Below are 16,932 nucleotides of genomic sequence, written 5' to 3' on the forward strand. Positions count from 1 at the left end.
GAGGCCTCAATGGCAGGCCTGCGGCGGTTGCAGCGCCGCGTGGAACAGCACGTTGTAGGCCAGCGTGCCCATCACGGCGTAGCCGCGGTCGTTCGGGTGCAGGCCCGCATCGCCCGCGCAGACGGCCGCCATGCCGACCGGCAGCGGGGACTGTTGCGCGGCCAGCGGCGGCGGCGTGTACGCGCCCGCCACGGCGCCGGAGAAATCGATCACGCCGTCGAACGTGCCCGAGCGGCGTATCCATGCGTTGAACTGCAGCCGCACGGCCTCCCGCTGCGGGCTGTACCAGTCCGCAACCCCGGCGAACGGCGTGACGGTGCCGGCGTAGATGCGCAGATGATGCTGGTGGGCGACGTCCGCCAGCATGCGCATCGCGGCGATGAGGTCGCCGGCCGAGGCGCCGTTCGGATAACCGGCCGGATCGATGCCGCGATCGATGTCGTTCGCGCCGAACAGCACGACCACGTCGGTGACGCCGGGGCGGTCGACCACGTCGCGCAGGAAACGCTTCAGGCCGGAAGCACCGGCGGCGGGCGCACCGATCTGGTCGGTGGCCAGTTCGTCGGCGCTGATGCCGGCGTTCACCACCGCCGCCGCATCGCCATGGCGCTGGGCAAGGCCCGCCAGCACCCCAGGCCACGTTGTGCCGGGCGCGCTGGCGAAGGCGCCATCGGTGATCGAGTCGCCGAACGCGACGATGCCGCGGGTGCTGGCCGGTGCCTCGACCTCGATGCCGGCGAGCACGTAGATGTGATCGTCCCGCGTGCGTGGCAGCGCGTGCGCGGCCGGCAGCTGCGCCAGCGACGGCAGTCGCGTGGCGTCGCCGTCGACCGCGTACGTGGTGTGCGCCTGTTCCATCGGATGGAAATCGGCGAGCTGCGCCGGCCCGTCGAAGTACAGGCTGACGACCACGTTGGCCAGCGCCGGCACGCGCAGGGCTACCGGATCGCTGACCGCCTCGCCGCCGGGCGCGATCGTGATCGAAGGCTTGCCGCCGTCGAAGCTCAGCGGCCGATCGCTGCCGGACTCGATCGCGGACAGGTCATCGGCATGGCCGGCGCCGAGCGCGATGCGCGCCGCGCTCACGGTGAGCGGCGCGATCCCGTAATAGTTCGACAGCCGGATGCGCACGCGCTCGCCGCCGGCGCTGGCGTTCACGCTCTGGCGAAGGGTCAGGTGATCGACCGTGGGCGCCCGCTCGACCGGCTGCCCCCAGGCATCCCGTTCCGGTTTGCCGTCGCGCCCTGCGACGCGCGCGACCTGCGACGTCATTGCCTGTCCCCACGTGGCGACCCATTTCTGCGCCGCCGGCTTCACGGGAACCGTGCAGGCCGGAAGCAGCAGGCATGCCGACAGCAACGCCGACAGCGCGACGATGTGCAGCGAACGGGCATTGCGGCATGCATGGGTCATGCGTGTGTGCTCGGGGAAGGAAGGGTGCTGTCCGGATCGTTCGGCAATCCGCATCCGGCTGTCAATGCGCCGGACCGGCCAGCCGCGATCCCACCGCCAGGTTGGCGCGAGGCGCGCCGCCACATCGGCCGAAACATCCTTCCGACGTCAATTGACGACCATCAGGCAGCGGCGGAGACTGGTGGGCCGGGGAATCCGGGCATGGCCATCGCGCGTCATAGCGGGGGAGGCTGCCATGCTTGCGAAAGAATCGATGTACCGCTTCACGATCGCCACCACGATGCTGCTCGCCATCGGCGGGTTGCAGGCCGCCGACAAGAAAGCGCCCACGGATGCCGAACTGATCGGTAGCGCGATGCGCGCGGCGCCGGCGAGCGTCGCGAAAAACGCCACGATCGTCGTGCCGGGCGCGGACGGCACGATGCGCACGCTGCGCAAGGGCACGAACGCGTTCACGTGCATGCCGGACAACCCGGCCACGCCGGGGCCGGACCCGATGTGCGCGGACAAGACCGCATGGGCGTGGCTGGCCGCGTACATGGCGCACAAGCCGCCGCCGTCCGGGACCGGCATCGCGTACATGCTGCAGGGCGGCGTCGATGCGAGCAACACCGATCCCTCCGCGATGAAACCCGCGGCGGGCCAGCACTGGATCCGCACCGGCCCGCACCTGATGATCTTCGGCGCGGATGCGGCGTTCTACGACGCGTACCCGAAGAGCGCGACACCGGATACCTCCGTGCCGTACGTGATGTGGGCCGGCACGCCCTACCAGCACCTGATGGCGCCCGTGCACTGAACGGAACGGGTGCGTGCCATTCATGTCCGAAAACGGCGAGTCGCGACGACTCGCCGGTGCTAGCCTGCCGGCATGAACGATCCCCATGCCGGCACCCTGCCCGACCCGCGCGCCTGCGAACAGGCCCGCCTCAGCCGCGACGCGCGCTTCGACGGCCTGTTCTTCACCGCGGTGCGCAGCACCGGCATCTATTGCCGGCCGGTGTGCCCCGCGCCGTCGCCGAAGCGCGAGAACGTGCGCTATTACGCGAGCGCCGCGGCGGCGGAAGCGGCCGGTTTCCGGCCTTGCCTGCGCTGCCGCCCGGAACTGTCGCCGGGCAACGACGTGTGGCAGCGCGGCGACCACGTGGTGGCGCGCGCGTTGAAGCTGATCGGGCACGGTGCGCTGGAGGAAGGCTCGCTGGACCAGCTCGCCGCGCGCATCGGCCTGGGCGCGCGGCAGCTGCGCCGGCTGTTCACGGAACGGCTCGGCGCTTCGCCGCTCAGCGTGCACACCACGCGCCGGCTGCTGTTCGCGAAGCAGCTGCTGACGGAGACGGCGCTGCCGGTGACGGAAGTCGCGCTCGCGTCCGGCTTCCGCAGCCTGCGCCGCTTCAACGCCGCGTTTGCGCAGGCGAACCGCATCGCGCCGCGCGAATTGCGCCGCCAGCCGCGCGCGGCGACGACGGACGGCGCGCTGGTACTGCGGCTCGCGTATCGCCCGCCGTTCGATTTCGCGTCGCTGCTCGCGTTCCTCGGCGGTCGCGCGCTGCCGGGCATCGAGCAGGTGGACGAAGCCACGTATGCGCGCGTGTTCGGCCCCGCCGACGCGCCGGGCTGGCTGCGCGTTTCCGCGTGGCCGGGCGGCGAGCATGCATTGAAGCTGGAACTGCATTGCCCGCAACCGGCGCAGATGCTCGGCGTGGTGGCGCGCGTGCGCCGCCTGTTCGATCTCGACGCCGACCCGCGCGCGATCGCCGACGCGCTGCGCGGCGAAGCCACGTTGCGTCCGCTGCTGCGCAAGCGCCCGGGTTTGCGCCTGCCGGGCAGCTGGGACGGTTTCGAAATCGCGGTGCGCGCGGTGCTCGGCCAACAGGTGAGCGTGGCCGCCGCGCGCACGCTGGCCACGCGCCTCGTGCAGCGTCACGGCATGGTGTTGGCGCAGGCGCCGCTGCCGGGGCTGGACCGGCTGTTCCCCACGCCCGAAGCGCTGGCGGACGCGGACCTGCGCGAACTCGGCGTGACCGGCGCACGCGCGGAAACAATCCGCGGCATGGCGCGCGCATTGCTGGACGGTCGCGTGGATTTCCGCGCCGAGCAGTCGCTGGACGAATTCGTGGCACGCTGGGTCGCGCTGCCCGGCATTGGCGAATGGACCGCGCATTACATGGCGATGCGCGCGCTGAGCCATCCCGACGCGTTTCCCGCCGCGGACCTGATTCTGCGCCGTGCCGCGGCGCGCGGCGGCGAGGCGCTGGGCACGAAAGCTTTGACCACGCTGGCCGAGGCGTGGCGGCCGTGGCGCGCGTATGCGGTGATCCACCTGTGGCGCGGCAGCGCCGACGCCGCGCCGGTATCGCGCGCGAAACGCAAGGGATCAGCTACATGAGCGCACCGGAAACGATCTGGTACGACGAGCTGCCCACGCCGATCGGCCGGCTGCGCCTGGCCGCCGATGCGCAAGGCCTGCGCGAAGTGTGGTTCGAGAGCGGGCGCCACCAGAAGATGCCGGCAGCGCATTGGAAACACGATGCCGGCAAGCTCGCGTTCGCCCGCGTGCAGCTGGAGGAATACTTCGCCGGCACGCGGCAAACGTTCGCGCTGCCGCTGCATCCGCTGGGCACGCCGTTCCAGCTCGCGGTATGGCAGGAACTGGCGCGCATCCCCTACGGCGTCACGATCAGCTACGGCGAGCTGGCGCGGCGCATCGACCAGCCGCAGGCGGTACGCGCGGTGGGCGCCGCGAACGGGCGCAACCCGTTGCCGATCGTGCTGCCCTGCCACCGCGTGATCGGCGCGGACGGCAGCCTCACCGGCTTCGGCGGCGGCCTGCCGGTGAAGCGCTTCCTGCTGTCGTTCGAGCACCGCATTACGCACGGCGACCTGTTCGCCGCGCCACCCGCACCGACTCAGTGACCGTGCTGCGCCTGCGATGACGCGTCCGTCGGCTGCGACGGCTGCGGCTGCGGCAAGCTGGAAGCATCGCGGTACTGGTTGACGAGATCCTGCTGCTGCACGTTCTCGCGCTGCTGCTGCGCGCGATCGGCCTGCTCCTGCTGGCTGCGCGCGGCGGAGCCCTGCGCCAGCGGCTGCTGCGCCATGTTCGCCACGTTCTGGCGCTGCTGCGCCTGCTGCTGGCTCTTCTGCAACTGGTCGCTGACCTGCTGCTGGCGCACGGTCTGCTGGTACTGCGCGTTCGCCGGTGGCGTCTGCGCCGCGACCGTGCCGGCGAATGCGAGCATGCCGGCCAGCAGCCAGCGCGACGGGGAACGATGCGTTTTCCGATCACAAGAACGTGCGATTGTCATGGCATCTGGGCGATCATGGGGAGACATTCGCATCGTATGGATTCCTGCATGAAATTCCTGTTTCGCCTGCTGCTGGCCTCGCTGGCGGCATTCAGCGCCGGTTGCGCCACGCAGCCACCCGCGGCCTCCGCGCCAGCCGCCAGCGCAAGCGCCGCGCGTCCCGCGCCGCTGCTGCTGATCTCGATCGACGGCTATCGCGCGGACTACCTCGCCCGCGGCCTCACGCCCACGCTGGCGATGCTGGCGAAGAACGGCGTGCATGCCGACGCGATGCAGCCTGCGTTCCCCTCGCTGACCTTCCCGAACCACTACACCCTGGTCACCGGCCTGTACCCGGACCACCACGGCATCGTCAACAACACGATGCTCGACCCCGCGCTGGGCAAGTTCTCGCTGGGCAACCGCGAGGCGGTGAGCGACGGCCGCTGGTGGGCCGAAGGCACGCCGATCTGGGAGACCGCCGACGCGCACGGCCTGCGCACCGCCACCATGTTCTGGCCCGGCAGCGAGGCCGACATCCGCGGCAGGCACCCCGACTACTGGAAGCCCTACGACGGCAAGGTGACGCCCGACCAGCGCGTGGACCAGGTGCTGGCCTGGCTGGACCTGCCGGCCCAGCAGCGGCCGGGTTTCCTCACCTTGTACTTCGACGAGGTCGACCATGCCGGCCACGACCACGGCCCGGATTCGCCCGAGGTGGACCAGGCGCTGCGCGACACCGACGCCGCGCTGGCGCGGCTGGTGGATGGCCTCAAGCAGCGCGGCCTGTTCGACCGGATCAACCTGATCGTGCTCGCCGACCACGGCATGGCCAGCGTGCCGCTGGAAAACAGCGTGCTGATCGAGCAGCTGATCCCGCTGGACGCGGTGAACACCGTCAGCCTCGGCGTGCTCGCCGGCTTCAACCCGAAGCCGGGCCACGACTTCGCCGCGATCGAGCGCCGGCTGGAGCAACCGCAGCAACACATGCGCTGCTGGGACAAGACGCGCATCCCGGCCCGCCTCCACTACGGCAGCAACCCGCGCGTGCCGCAGCTGGTGTGCCTCGCCGACACCGGCTGGCGCATCACCACCGCCGAGCACCTGGCGAAGCGCAAAGGCCACATCAGCCTCGGCGACCATGGCTACGACAACGCCGACCCGCTGATGCGCGCGCTGTTCGTGGCGCACGGCCCGGCGTTCCGCGCCGGCCTGCGCGTGCCCGAGTTCCCGAACGTGGACGTCTATCCGCTGATGACCCGCCTGCTCGGCCTCCCCGCCGCCGCGAACGACGGCGATTACGAGGCGGTGAAGGGGATGCTCAAGGCAGGGATTCGAGATTAGGGATTCGAGGTTCGGGGTTCGGGAGAGCGGCATCTCGCGAGCTTCGGCTTTCCCGTACCTGATTAGCGACGACACTCAGCCAGTGATTCCGTTCGCACTGAGCGTAGCTTGCGATAGCAAGCGAAGTCGAAGCGCCCAACGGTGACCACCCTTCGACTTCGGCCCTGCGGGCCTACGCTCAGGGCGAACGGTGGAGGATCAGCTGAGCTTTGTCGCCAATCAGGTTCCCGTATCCCGAATCCCGGCCTCTACCCCATCGCGCCCTTGCTCATCGGCGTGGGCGGCGTAGGCACGTTCACCAGCGGCTGCAGCCGCACCAGCCCCAGCGCGATCGCGAGGCCGGCCAGCACCAGCGCCCCGACGAATGCGGCCACGCCATTCCAGCCGTGCGCGGCATAGAACAGCCCGCCGCTGGCGCCGGCCACGCTGGAGCCCATGTAGTAGCAGAACAGGTACATCGACGAGGCTTGCGCCTTCGCCGCGCCGGCGCGCCGGCCCACCCAGCTGCTGACGATGGAATGGCCGCCGAAGAAGCCGAACGTGATCGCCACGATGCCCAGCATGATCAGCCACAGCGACGCGGCGAGCGTCAGCAGCACGCCGACCAGCATCAGCGCGAGCGCGGTCCACAGCACCTTGCGCCGACCCAGCTTCCCCGCGAGATGGCCCATCCATGCCGAGCTGAAGGTGCCGATCAGGTAGATGCCGAAGATCAGGCCCACCACGGCCTGACTGAGGTTGTACGGCGGCGCCAGCAGGCGGTAGCCGAGATAGTTGTAGACGGTGACGAAGGCGCCGAGCAGCAGGAAACCCTCGATGAACAGCCACGGCAGACCGTGGTCGTGAAACATGCCGCCGAAGCGCGCGGCCAGCGCGCGCGTGGAGAGCGGCTGGCGCACGAAATGCCGCGACGGCGGCAGCGCGCGCCAGAACGCCAGCGCGCAGGCGAGGCCGATCACGCCCACCACGGCGACACCCACGCGCCAGTCGAAGAAGTCGGTGAGCACGCCGGTGACGAGCCGCCCGCCCATGCCGCCCACCGCGCTGCCGCTGATGTAGAGGCCCATGCCGAGGCCGATCGAATCGACGTGCATCTCCTCGCTGAGGTAGGTCATCGCCACCGCGGGCAGACCGCTCAGCGTGAGCCCCAGCAGGGTGCGCACCACCAGCAGCGAACCCCAGCTCGGCATCGCCGCGCTGGCCAGCACCAGCACCGCCGAGGAGAGCAGCGAGGCCACCATCACCGGCTTGCGTCCCCACGCGTCGGACAGCCCGCCCGCGAACAGCATCGCGAACGCCAGCACGCCGGTGGTGAGCGACAGCGACATCGCCGCGCCCGCCTCGCTGACGCCGTAGTCGCGGCTGAACTCCGGCATCAGCGGCTGCACGCAATACAGCAGGCCGAACGTGGCGAGGCCCGCGGCGAACAGCGCGAGGTTGGTGCGGCGAAACGCCGGCGTGCCATGGTGGATGTAGGACGCCGCATCGGCCGGGAGATCTGCCGGTGCCATGCCAGCTTGCTGCTTCATCCATCCACCCGTGACGGGAAACCGCCGGCAAGGATACGCCGGCCAACCGCGCCGCGTGGGTCGGGATGCACCCCGACACCCATCAACCGTGCGCGGGTCGGGATGAATCCCGACCTACAGGGTCGCCTTGTGCGCCTCCAGCAGCGGCGTCAGCGAGACCGACCACGCGTTGAAGTTGCCGTTGTCCCACTGCTCCACGCGCTGCAGGTATTCACGCGCCTGCGCCGGCGTGTGCGGATAGTGCGCCACCGCCTCGGTGCGGTCGCTGGTGAAATACAGCGTGCGATGGTCCGGCCCCAGGTGCGGCAGGTAGTCCGTGCTGAAACCGCGCGCATCGTCGCCGGCGTAGCGGATCGCCTGCGGCTCGCCCCAGCCGTCGCCCGCGCGGAACACGATGAACAAGTGATCCTTGCTGTCGCCCGGCAGACGATGATCGCTGGCGAACACCATGAAGGAACCGTCCGGCGCGATCTCCGGGTCCACGTCGTCGTCGCCGTAATGACTGAACGCCAGCGGCTGTGCCGGCTGGTAGGCGCCGTGCGCGACATGCGACACGTACAGCCGCTTGCCCTGGCCCTTGCCCGCGTCGATGGAAAGGAAATAGATGCTGCCGTCCTGCGCGATGCTGGCCTTCCACACCGCGTTGCCGATGTTCACCGCAGCCGGCAGGCGCACGGGCTGGCCCCAGCCGGAACCGCGGCGGTCGACCCGCCACAGGTTCACCTGCTGCTGCGCCGGCGTGCTGTCCGTGCGGCGGATCGAGACGTAGACCACGCAGGAGCCGTCCGGCGAAAACTGCGGCGCAAGCTCCGGCCACGCGCCCGAGAACGACGCGATGCGCGGCGTCGACCAGCGCCCGTCCACGCGATGCGACTCCATGATGGTGCCGCCGCCCGCGCCGCTGCGGGTGAACAGCAGCGTGTTGCCGTCGGGGCTGAAGGTGGGCGACTCGTCGTTGGCGGGGCCGGAGATCACCCCCGGCGCGAAGATCTGCGGCGCCGCCAGCACGGGCGGCGTGGCGGCCGAGGCGCCACCGGCGAAGGCCAGGCCGGCGATCAGCGCCAGCCAGGCAGGCGAACGGAACGAAGCGGGCATATCGATGCTCCGGAGCAGGATGGATGGTGTCGGCGTCAGTTCGCGCGCGCGGCAACGGTCCGCGCGAAGAACGCCACGATCAGGCCGAACAGCAGCATGGCGAGCAGGTTCAGCGCGACAGGCATCGGCGCAGCCGGCGCCTTGAACGGTGCGGCGGACAGCGGCACCACCACGTAATTCATCACCGCGTAGACCGCCACGCCGTAGGCCAGTCCCGCCGGTAGCCAACGGCGGCGCAGCCAGGCCATGCGCGTGGCGGCGGTCACGAAGATCCCAGCGATCAGCAGCGACATCGCCCACTGCAGGGCCAGCCCCAACCAGGCGGCCGAAGCGCCATCCACGAAGGAAGCCTTGCCCAGCACGCCGCTGGCGATCGCGTGCAGGATCACGGCAGGGTTGAGATGGCTGATCAGCGCCGCGGCGCCGATATCGATGGTGCCGGCGACGAGGCCACCGCAGAGGATGGCTAGACCGGTCTGGTTCATGCGTGGCAGTCCTCGATGCGTGGGGCAGCGCAAACCGGTGCGGTGACGCACCGGGGAAGATGCTGTGTACGCTTCGGCATCCGCGAAAGCCTGTGCCGGTCGTCACAGGCTTTCGCGGGTCACGCAAGGTCGATGCTCAGTGCGTCGGCTCGAGTTCCAGCAGCCAGCCCTTGCCCGGCTCCACCGGGATCGCCTCGTCCGGCTTGAACGTGGCGGCGGGCTGGAAGTTCTCGACCGCGGGCGCGACCAGGCGCGCGTGCTTCGGGTCCAGCCCCAGCGCCTTCCAGTCGATCGCGAGCTTCACCTTCACTGTGGCCGGCGCCCACGAGGCCAGCGCCACCAGGGTCTTGTCGCCCTTGCGGGCGTAGCTGGTGGCGAGCACATCCTTGTTGTCGGTCTTCACCGGCGTGTCGTGCACCCACCAGCCGATCATCTCGGCCTGCTCGATGCCGAACGCATCCCACAATTTCCACAACGGGCGCGGGTCGCTGCCCTTGGACCAGCCCAGCCGGCTGGTCATGCCGAACAGCATGCCGCGCCAGGGGTTGCCGTCGTTCTGCAGCATCTCGCCCATGAGTCCATAGGGAATGCCGGACATCTCGGTGAGCCAGTACGCGGGCGAGGTGTGCTCGTAGTCGAATTCCTCGCCGAACCACAGCCGATCGATGTACGGGAACAGGCCCATGTAGAGCAGCGCGCTGTTGATGTAGCCGTCGCGCGGGTTGTACTGGCTGGCCGAATGCAGGTCGATCAACGGATGCGGGCGATGCGCGTCCAGCACCTTGCGCACGCGCTTCATGGTGGTGCGGTCGTAGGCCACGTCGTCCAGGTACAGGCCGTCGATGCCCATGTTGCGGGCCAGCCAGTCCAGCCCTTCGACGTAGTAGTTGTGCCAGCGGCTCTGGCCGGCGTCGATCACCGCCGCGTCGCGGTTCTCCGGCACGTGCCAGGCCGCGATGTAGTCGCCATCCAGATGTTCCTGCAACCAGGAGAAGCCGCCGCCCTTGCCGCGGCTGATGACTTCGCTGCACGGCCCCGGTGCCGCCTGGCCGTCGCTGCCGATGCGGCAACCGGTGAGGCTTTCCAGCATCGGCAGCTCGGGCGCGCGGTCGGACAGCTCGCGCACGGTGTCGTAGATCTTCACCTGCATGCCCAGCGCGTGCGCCTGGTCGATGTAGGCCTTCATCTTCCTGGGTTCCAGGAAGGGATAGTTGATCCACGGGTTGATCGGCGTGGCGTGGTGGATGTTCACCACGTTCGCGCCGTCGGCCTTGATCGCGGCGAGATCCGCGTACTTGTGGAAATAGCGCTCGGCGAAATGCTGCGCCGGCTTGATCGTCTTGAACGGCGTCACGCGCAACACGAGGTTGTAGTGCAGCGTCTGCCCCGCCGCCATCGTGCGTGCACCACTGAAGGCCTTGACCAGATAGCGCGCGCCGTCGCGCTTCAGCGTGATGCCGCCGGCGCCCGCGTTGTCCCACGAGGTCGGCATCACCAGCGGCTGATCGTGGTAGAAGTTCGTGTTGAGCGGCCGTTGGTAATGCTCGTCGCGCAGGTGGAATTCCAGGCCCGCGTTCACCGCGCCGATCCACGCGCCGTCCTGGTTGTTCTGCACGTTCCATTTCCAGGCGAAGCTGTCCGGCGTGGCGGAACCGGTGCGGCCAAGGCCCAGCTCGTACTGCGCCACGTCGTTCGTGAGCGGTATCTCCAGCCGGATGTCGTCAAGTTTTACCGCCTGCGTTGCGGTGAGCGCGATCGTGTAGCTGAGCGTGCCGTCCATCTCCAGGCTGGCGCTCACCTCACCCTTCAGTGGACCGGCCTGCCCCGCCACCTGCCAGTGCACCTTGCCGGGGCCGTCGGTCTGCACGTTCGGCGAACCCGCGGCGTGCAAGGCATGTGCACCGCCGACATCCTGCACCAGCAACTGCATCGGCGCGGACAGCAGCGCACGCGGCGTCTTGGCAAGACCGGTCATGCGCTCATCGAAGAAGCTGTCGATCTGCGCCGGCAGGCCGCTGGGCGCCAGCGTGACCGTGCGGCCGAGGATGCCGAGCTTCGTGCCATGCACCGTCACCGCGGTGAACGGCTTCACCAGATCGTCGTTCTGCGCCAGCGTGGAGTTGAGCCAGCGCAGGCGCGTGAGCTTGGACGGATCGTCGTCGCCGTGCGCCACCGCCGCGCCCGAGTCCACGGTGATCGCCAGCGGAACCTGCCGCGGCGATGCACCGTCCGCGCCGACCGTCAGCGTGCCGTGGTAGGTGCCGGGCTTCGCGTTCGCCGGGACATCCAGCCCCATCCACAGCGCTTGCACGCGACCCTGCACCACGTCGAGGCGATTGGCGAACGGCTTGCCCGCGTAGTCGATGCCGCCGAGGTTGAAGCAGGTGAGCCGGGCCGCCGGGATCGTCGCGCCATCCGGCCCGTGCAGGTCGCCGAAGCTCACGTGCACGTCCTGCGCTGCGCCGCGCGCCGTCCACAGGCCCACCTGGAAACTGAGGTATTCGCCGCGCAGCGCGTGGTCAGTCAGCGTGCCGCCCTCGCCGTGCTCGGCCCAGCGACCGGGGATCTGCGTGAACATGCGGATCGGGTGTTCGCGCGTTTCCGGGAACAGCAGCCACGGCTGGCCCGGATTCGCCGCCAGCAGATGCTGCAGTTCGTCCGGCGTCGCGGTGCGCTCCATGTCGGTATAGGCGTCGAAATCGTCCACCGCCTCGTAGCCGATCACGCGCGCCTGCGGCAGCTTCGCCACGTGGCGCGGGTCGCCGAGTCCGTTCTTCTTCAGCCATGCGGCGGCGGCGGTATCCGTCGGCGTGCGGTAGGTCACCGTGGGATAGTTCGAGCGACCGCTGCCGATGTAGGGCTGGTAGTAGACCGCATAGATGCCGGCCTGCTTCGCCTCGAACGCCAGCACGCCCTCGGCCTGGTCGATGCGCTCGCGCAGCACGTTGGCCACCACCTGCCCGCCCGGGCCCACCACGATGGTGGCGACATTCCCGGGATGGCGATCGCGCCGATGCCAGGGAATCGTCACCTGCACCGCCGCCGCGGCCTTGTCCACGGCGACGGTGTAGCGGTGGTTGCCGTACTGCTCGGCGTTCCAGCGCAACTGCACGCCATCGGCCAGCGTCTGCGTCTGCGCCACGGCGGCGCCGGTGCTGCCGGCAAGCAGGCCGCAGGCCAGCAGGCCGAGTGCTGCCGGATGGCGCTGGGCTCGTGGATGGCGCATGGCGGTTCCCCTTGGTCGGCAATCGAAGTCCGATATGTAACCTGCCGGCCGATTTTTCGCAAGCAAACGATTTAATACGCAATAAATCGAAGGATCATCAGGCACTGCGATCGCTGCGCAGCGCCCGCGTGGCCGCCTCGTCGCCAGCTGCCTCGCGCCCGCTGACCCAGCCGAACAGTGCGATGCCGACCACGATCGCCAGCGCACCCAGCGCCGCCCAACCGTGCGGCCACGCCTCGCCGAGCAGGGCCGCGCCCAGCGCCGTGGTGAACAGCAGCTCGGCCGCCTGCATCGCCTCCACCGCGGCCAGCGCGGTGGGCTGGGTGCGCACCCGATCGGTGGCGGCGAAGAACAGCACGGTGGCGATCACGCCCGAGGACAGCGCCACGCCACCGGCGAGCAGCACTTCGCGCCAACTCGGCAGGCCCACGGTGCACAGGGCGACCACGGCGAGCAGCAGCCACAGCGGCCAGCTGCACAGCGTCATGCCGAACACGCGTTGCAGCGCGTTCACCCGTTGCGCGCTGGTTTCCAGGTGCAGCAACAGCATGCGGTTGCCCAGCGGATACGCGAACGCGGCCAGCATCACCGCGCCCGCCGCGAGCCAGTCGCTCGCGCTCAGGCGGCCACGAGCATGCCCCCATTGCAGCGCGAACACACCGGCCACGATCAACGCGCCGATCGCCAGCGTGGGCCAGGCCAGCCGCCGGCGCGCGTCGCGGTAGATCAACGGCGCCAGCAGCGGGCCGGCCAGCACCGTGGTCTGGAAACTGCCCGCCACCAGCCATGCCGGCCCACTGCCCGCAGCCCAGGTCAGCGGCACGCCGAACAACACGAAGCCCACGCTGCTCCAGGTCAGCCACGCGCGCGGATGCGCACGCAGTTCGCGCGGCAGTTCGCCCAACCCGCCGCGCCACGGCAAGGCCAGCGCCAGCAACGGCAAGGTGATGAGATAACGCAGGATCACCGCCCATGCCCAATGCCCGCCGCCGGTCACCAGACTGCGGTTGAGCACGTAGGTCATCGTGAAGAACAGCGCCGCGCACAGCGCCAGTCCCACGGCGGCGAGAGCGTTGCGGCGCATCGGCGGGTCGGCACTCCTGTTTGCGGGCTGTCGAGAAACCCTTGGGGTGATCGCGGTCATGGTCTGCCCCCATGGCATGGCGATCAAGCCGATGCGCCTCCAGGCATTGCCGACCTGGAGTCGTCACGTCTCCCGCGCCAAGCGAGCCCACACACGTTGCGGGAGAGGATCACACGGCATCGGGCACCTGCGATGCACAGGATCGAAGCCATCAGCGCGCCTCCGAAACATGCAACCCGACCAGGCGAGCCAGCAAGATCGCTGGAAACAAGTGCCCGACAACCGTTTCGAGATCGGCCAGGCTTCGAGCCAACGGCGAGTGCGGCAGGACGGAACCATCGCCGATCCCGGTCAACGTGGTGAAGCTGAAGTGGATCATTTCCGAAGGATAGCCGCGCATCGCATCGGACAGGCCGGACAACGCATCCGGCAGCGCACGCGTGAGCTCGTCATAGGCCAGGGCAAACAGCAAGGCGATGTTGAGATAGATGAAGACAGCCCCGGCGATCCGGTGATAGGTCACTGGTCCCGCGCCGAACACGGCCCGCGACATCGCATTGGTCACCAGGAGGTTGTACGCGAAAATCGTGAAAATGGTCAGCGTCTGCGGCATCAGGCCATGGCCGACCCGCACGATCAGGGACAATCCGAAGCTGATCGTCAGCGCCAGGCGCAGCCAGGTCGATTTGGCGAGCAACGCAATGGCAGTGCCGGCCAGGATGAGCTGGAGCAGCATCAGGATGCCGCGATCAGCCTTGCTGGCGCTCAACATCGGCATGGCGCCGAACACGAAGATCACCTCCAGCACCAGCATCAGGCTGAATTGCCATTCCGGTTCACGCGCGAAAAGCTGGCGGCGCCGCTGCGCCCCGCCGATGACGCGCAGTGACGGCGTGAGCTTCGGCGGCGAATCGGACGATTCCCCCGCTTCGGGCGCAGCCAGCTTCATGTTTCGTCTCCTCGCTCAGGCAATCGGATGCGGGCAGCAGACACCAGAGACCGCGCGCATCGTGCCGAGGTTGCGCGATGCGCGCGCCCGTTTCGCCAGTGTTTATTCGCGGCGCAACGCAGCCTCAGGATCTTTCGAGACCCGTGCCATCCATGACGCCGCCTCGGCATGGATACGGACGACGCGCGACCTGCGAAGTACAGCCGGACACAAATGCCACTGACGCTGGAATGATGGGCACGCTGCGCATTCGACCGACCGATCCATGTCCGTACCTGACCATGTGCATGCCGGAGCAAGTCTTGCCCGGCGATTCCGCCTTGCGCGAGGGTTTGCTTCGCTTCTCAGCCGTCAGCCAGCGGCAACCTCAACCGCACCTCCAGCCCGCCGCCCTCGCCGTTGCGTGCGAGGATCTCTCCGCCGTGCGCCTTCGCCACGCGCTGCGCGATGGCCAGACCCAGGCCGTGGCCATCGGCGCGCGCAGCGTTGCTGCCGCGGAAGAACGGTCGGAACAGCGAGTCCAGTTCGGCTTCGGGCACACCGGGGCCGTGGTCGCGCACCAGGCATTCGGCCTGTCTGTCGATGACGCGCACCGACAGTTCCACGTCGCCGCCTTCCGGGCTGTACTTGATGGCGTTGGCGATCAGGTTGCCGAGCGCGCGCTCCAGCAGCACGGGGCTGCCCACCACTTCGACCGGCCCGTCGACAGGTTGCCATTGCAGGCGGATGTGGCGTGCGCCCGCTTCCAGCACTGCTTGCTGCAAGCCCTCCTGCGCGAGTTCGGCGAAGTCCAGCCGCTCGCGCTCCATGCCCGGCAGGCCGCCTTCCATGCGCGACAGCGCGAGCATGTCGCCGGTCATGCGGTCGAGCCGGGCGATCTCCTGTTCGGCCTGCGCGAAGTACGCCGCTGCCCGTGCGGGATCGTCGCTGCGCTGGGCGAGGTCCAGGATCAGCTGCAGCCGCGCCAGCGGCGAGCGCAGCTCGTGCGAGAGATCCTGCAGCACGCGGCGGTCGTGCGTCACCAGCGCCTCGATGCGTTCGGCCATGGCGTCGAAATCGCCGGCGAGCTGGGCCAGCTCGTCGCGCGTGGCGCCACCGGGATGATCCACGCGCGCCGACAATTCGCCGGCGGCCATGCGCCGCGTGGCATCGCGCAGCGCCTGCACCGGCTTGGCCACGCTGCGCGCCACCCACCAGCCGACCAGGCCGATGAACAGCAGCGACAGCGCGAGCTGCACGCCGAACAGGATCTGCTCGCGCGTCTGCGGGCGCAGCCGTGTGTGCGAGCGGCTCATCGCCACCAGCTGGCGCAACTGGCCGTCGGCGCCGCTGACCGGCTGCACCGCCACGTAGGCGTACAGCCCCCGCCACGGCCGCAACACCAGCACGCGGTCGGCCGCCAGCATCCCAGGCAGCGCATGCCAGACCGACTGCGGCAGGCGAATCGGCGCCAGCGGCCGACCATCCTGGAACAGCGTGGCCTCGACGCCCTCGTGGCGCTGTCGCGCGGCCCATGCGGACAGCGCCGGCGCGCCGCCCTGCTGCCAGGCCTGGTCGGCCGACTGCGCCAGCGCGCTCCAGTCGATCTCCACCTCGGTGCGGTACTCGATGAAGCGCCGGGTGAGGAAGCCGCCCAGCACCAGCACCAGCAGGTTCACCGCGCAGAACCACAGCAGCAGGCGCCAGTACAGCGAGCTCTTGAACGGATTCATGGCGCGCCCGCCACCAGCACGTAGCCGGCACCGCGCACCGCGTCGATGCGCGGCGCCTGCGTCGAGGCCTCGGCCAGCTTGTGGCGCAGCCGGCTCACGTGCACGTCGATGCTGCGGTCGTAGCGCTCCAGCTCGCGCCCCAGCGCGAGGCGCGTCAAGGCCGCCTTGTCCACCAATTCGCCCGCGCGCTGCGCCAGCGCCAGCAGCAACTGGAATTCGGCTCCGGTGAGCGACAGCTCCTGTGCCCCGACCAGGGCGCGGCGCTCGCCGGGCAGCAAGCGCAGCAGGCCAAGCTGCAGCTCGGCGGCGGTGGCGACCGGCGTGTTGCGCCGCAGCTGCGCGCGGATGCGCGCCAGCAGTTCGCGTGGCAGGCAGGGCTTGGCGAGGTAGTCGTCCGCGCCCAGTTCCAGCCCCACCACCCGGTCCACCGGTTCGCCACGCGCGGACAGCATGATCACCGGCAGGCGGTACTTCATGCGCAGCTCGCGCAGCGTCTCCAGGCCATCGCGGCCCGGCATCATCACGTCGAGGATCAGCAGGTCGGGCCGCTGCGCCGCGTTGTGCAGCCGCGCCAGCGCCGCCTCGCCGTCGTGGGCGAGATCCACGGCAAAGCCTTCGCGCTGCAGGTATTCGGCCAACAGGCCGCACAGCGCGCGATCGTCGTCGGCAATCAGGATTCTGGGCATGGCGGCTCACGGGTTCGGTGGCCCATTCAAGCGAAACGGCAGCGTGGGCGCCCAGGCACTTTACCCATCTTTACGCTCCCGCAAAGGAGATACACACGCGGATGTCGTCCAATAGCCACACGTTC

At 69.4% G+C, this 16,932-nt stretch carries 14 protein-coding genes; 4 read left to right on the forward strand and 10 right to left on the reverse strand.

The features are described 5' to 3' along the window. Positions 1-6 precede the first annotated feature (6 nt). Entirely contained in the window at positions 7-1,413 is a 1,407-nt protein-coding gene (locus AB7878_RS01810; RefSeq protein WP_369492715.1) for a GDSL-type esterase/lipase family protein, read from the reverse strand. Positions 1,414-1,648: 235 nt separating this feature from the next. Here AB7878_RS01810 and AB7878_RS01815 point away from each other — a divergent pair, with 235 nt between their 5' ends. The 3 genes from AB7878_RS01815 (at position 1,649) to AB7878_RS01825 (ending at position 4,326) form a co-directional block, all read left to right on the forward strand. Then, positions 1,649-2,212, forward strand: a complete 564-nt coding sequence (locus AB7878_RS01815) for a hypothetical protein (RefSeq protein WP_369492716.1) — start codon at positions 1,649-1,651, stop codon at positions 2,210-2,212. 72 nt (positions 2,213-2,284) lie between these two features. After that, positions 2,285-3,799: a DNA-3-methyladenine glycosylase 2 family protein gene (locus tag AB7878_RS01820; protein ID WP_369492717.1), complete on the forward strand. Its 1,515-nt coding sequence runs from the start codon at positions 2,285-2,287 to the stop codon at positions 3,797-3,799. Next, positions 3,796-4,326 carry a methylated-DNA--[protein]-cysteine S-methyltransferase gene (locus tag AB7878_RS01825; RefSeq protein WP_369492718.1) on the forward strand — a complete coding sequence of 177 codons (531 nt, stop codon included), beginning with the start codon at positions 3,796-3,798 and terminating at the stop codon, positions 4,324-4,326. The genes AB7878_RS01820 and AB7878_RS01825 overlap by 4 nt, the downstream gene beginning before the upstream one ends. On the opposite strand, the gene AB7878_RS01830 is transcribed toward AB7878_RS01825, so the two are convergent. Continuing rightward, on the reverse strand, positions 4,320-4,652 hold the full coding sequence (locus AB7878_RS01830; RefSeq protein ID WP_369492719.1) for a hypothetical protein: 333 nt from the start codon (positions 4,650-4,652) through the stop codon (positions 4,320-4,322). The genes AB7878_RS01825 and AB7878_RS01830 overlap by 7 nt on opposite strands. Positions 4,653-4,766: 114 nt before the next feature. On the opposite strand from AB7878_RS01830, the gene AB7878_RS01835 reads away from it, so the two are divergent. Then, positions 4,767-6,041, forward strand: a complete 1,275-nt coding sequence (locus AB7878_RS01835) for an alkaline phosphatase family protein (protein ID WP_369492720.1) — start codon at positions 4,767-4,769, stop codon at positions 6,039-6,041. Between the two features lie 248 nt (positions 6,042-6,289). Here AB7878_RS01835 and AB7878_RS01840 read toward each other — a convergent pair whose 3' ends face one another. The 8 genes from AB7878_RS01840 to AB7878_RS01875 all read right to left on the reverse strand — a co-directional run bounded on the left by AB7878_RS01840 (position 6,290) and on the right by AB7878_RS01875 (position 16,807). After that, the gene (locus AB7878_RS01840) at positions 6,290-7,552 is read right to left on the reverse strand and encodes an MFS transporter (protein ID WP_369492721.1); all 1,263 of its coding nucleotides are present in this window, start codon (positions 7,550-7,552) and stop codon (positions 6,290-6,292) included. Between the two features lie 132 nt (positions 7,553-7,684). Further along, positions 7,685-8,665 (reverse strand): TolB family protein, encoded by a 981-nt coding sequence (locus AB7878_RS01845; RefSeq protein ID WP_369492722.1) that lies wholly within the window; start codon positions 8,663-8,665, stop codon positions 7,685-7,687. Positions 8,666-8,700: 35 nt separating this feature from the next. After that, positions 8,701-9,150, reverse strand: coding sequence for a hypothetical protein (locus tag AB7878_RS01850; protein ID WP_369492723.1), 450 nt, complete (start codon positions 9,148-9,150; stop codon positions 8,701-8,703). A gap of 136 nt (positions 9,151-9,286) precedes the next feature. Continuing rightward, on the reverse strand, positions 9,287-12,376 hold the full coding sequence (locus tag AB7878_RS01855) for a glycoside hydrolase domain-containing protein (protein ID WP_369492724.1): 3,090 nt from the start codon (positions 12,374-12,376) through the stop codon (positions 9,287-9,289). Positions 12,377-12,473: 97 nt separating this feature from the next. Then, entirely contained in the window at positions 12,474-13,460 is a 987-nt protein-coding gene (locus tag AB7878_RS01860; protein ID WP_369492725.1) for a multidrug resistance efflux transporter family protein, read from the reverse strand. A gap of 211 nt (positions 13,461-13,671) precedes the next feature. After that, on the reverse strand, positions 13,672-14,409 hold the full coding sequence (locus AB7878_RS01865; RefSeq protein ID WP_369492726.1) for an ion channel: 738 nt from the start codon (positions 14,407-14,409) through the stop codon (positions 13,672-13,674). 344 nt (positions 14,410-14,753) lie between these two features. Then, positions 14,754-16,121, reverse strand: a complete 1,368-nt coding sequence (locus AB7878_RS01870) for a HAMP domain-containing sensor histidine kinase (RefSeq protein WP_369492727.1) — start codon at positions 16,119-16,121, stop codon at positions 14,754-14,756. Beyond that, positions 16,118-16,807 (reverse strand): response regulator, encoded by a 690-nt coding sequence (locus AB7878_RS01875; RefSeq protein ID WP_369492728.1) that lies wholly within the window; start codon positions 16,805-16,807, stop codon positions 16,118-16,120. Before AB7878_RS01875 ends, AB7878_RS01870 begins: the two co-directional genes overlap by 4 nt. Positions 16,808-16,932: the final 125 nt, after the last annotated feature.

The organism is Rhodanobacter humi (genome assembly GCF_041107455.1).
Classification (GTDB): Bacteria; Pseudomonadota; Gammaproteobacteria; order Xanthomonadales; family Rhodanobacteraceae; genus Rhodanobacter_A.

Bases quoted from the DNA above. Each gene is read 5' to 3' on its own strand.
- AB7878_RS01810 (WP_369492715.1), bottom strand. From the start codon at position 1,413: ATGACCCATGCATGCCGCAATGCCCGTTCGCTGCACATCGTCGCGCTG.
- AB7878_RS01815 (WP_369492716.1), top strand. From the start codon at position 1,649: ATGCTTGCGAAAGAATCGATGTACCGCTTCACGATCGCCACCACGATG.
- AB7878_RS01820 (WP_369492717.1), top strand. From the start codon at position 2,285: ATGAACGATCCCCATGCCGGCACCCTGCCCGACCCGCGCGCCTGCGAA.
- AB7878_RS01825 (WP_369492718.1), top strand. From the start codon at position 3,796: ATGAGCGCACCGGAAACGATCTGGTACGACGAGCTGCCCACGCCGATC.
- AB7878_RS01830 (WP_369492719.1), bottom strand. From the start codon at position 4,652: ATGCTCGCATTCGCCGGCACGGTCGCGGCGCAGACGCCACCGGCGAAC.
- AB7878_RS01835 (WP_369492720.1), top strand. From the start codon at position 4,767: ATGAAATTCCTGTTTCGCCTGCTGCTGGCCTCGCTGGCGGCATTCAGC.
- AB7878_RS01840 (WP_369492721.1), bottom strand. From the start codon at position 7,552: ATGGCACCGGCAGATCTCCCGGCCGATGCGGCGTCCTACATCCACCAT.
- AB7878_RS01845 (WP_369492722.1), bottom strand. From the start codon at position 8,665: ATGCCCGCTTCGTTCCGTTCGCCTGCCTGGCTGGCGCTGATCGCCGGC.
- AB7878_RS01850 (WP_369492723.1), bottom strand. From the start codon at position 9,150: ATGAACCAGACCGGTCTAGCCATCCTCTGCGGTGGCCTCGTCGCCGGC.
- AB7878_RS01855 (WP_369492724.1), bottom strand. From the start codon at position 12,376: ATGCGCCATCCACGAGCCCAGCGCCATCCGGCAGCACTCGGCCTGCTG.
- AB7878_RS01860 (WP_369492725.1), bottom strand. From the start codon at position 13,460: ATGCGCCGCAACGCTCTCGCCGCCGTGGGACTGGCGCTGTGCGCGGCG.
- AB7878_RS01865 (WP_369492726.1), bottom strand. From the start codon at position 14,409: ATGAAGCTGGCTGCGCCCGAAGCGGGGGAATCGTCCGATTCGCCGCCG.
- AB7878_RS01870 (WP_369492727.1), bottom strand. From the start codon at position 16,121: ATGAATCCGTTCAAGAGCTCGCTGTACTGGCGCCTGCTGCTGTGGTTC.
- AB7878_RS01875 (WP_369492728.1), bottom strand. From the start codon at position 16,807: ATGCCCAGAATCCTGATTGCCGACGACGATCGCGCGCTGTGCGGCCTG.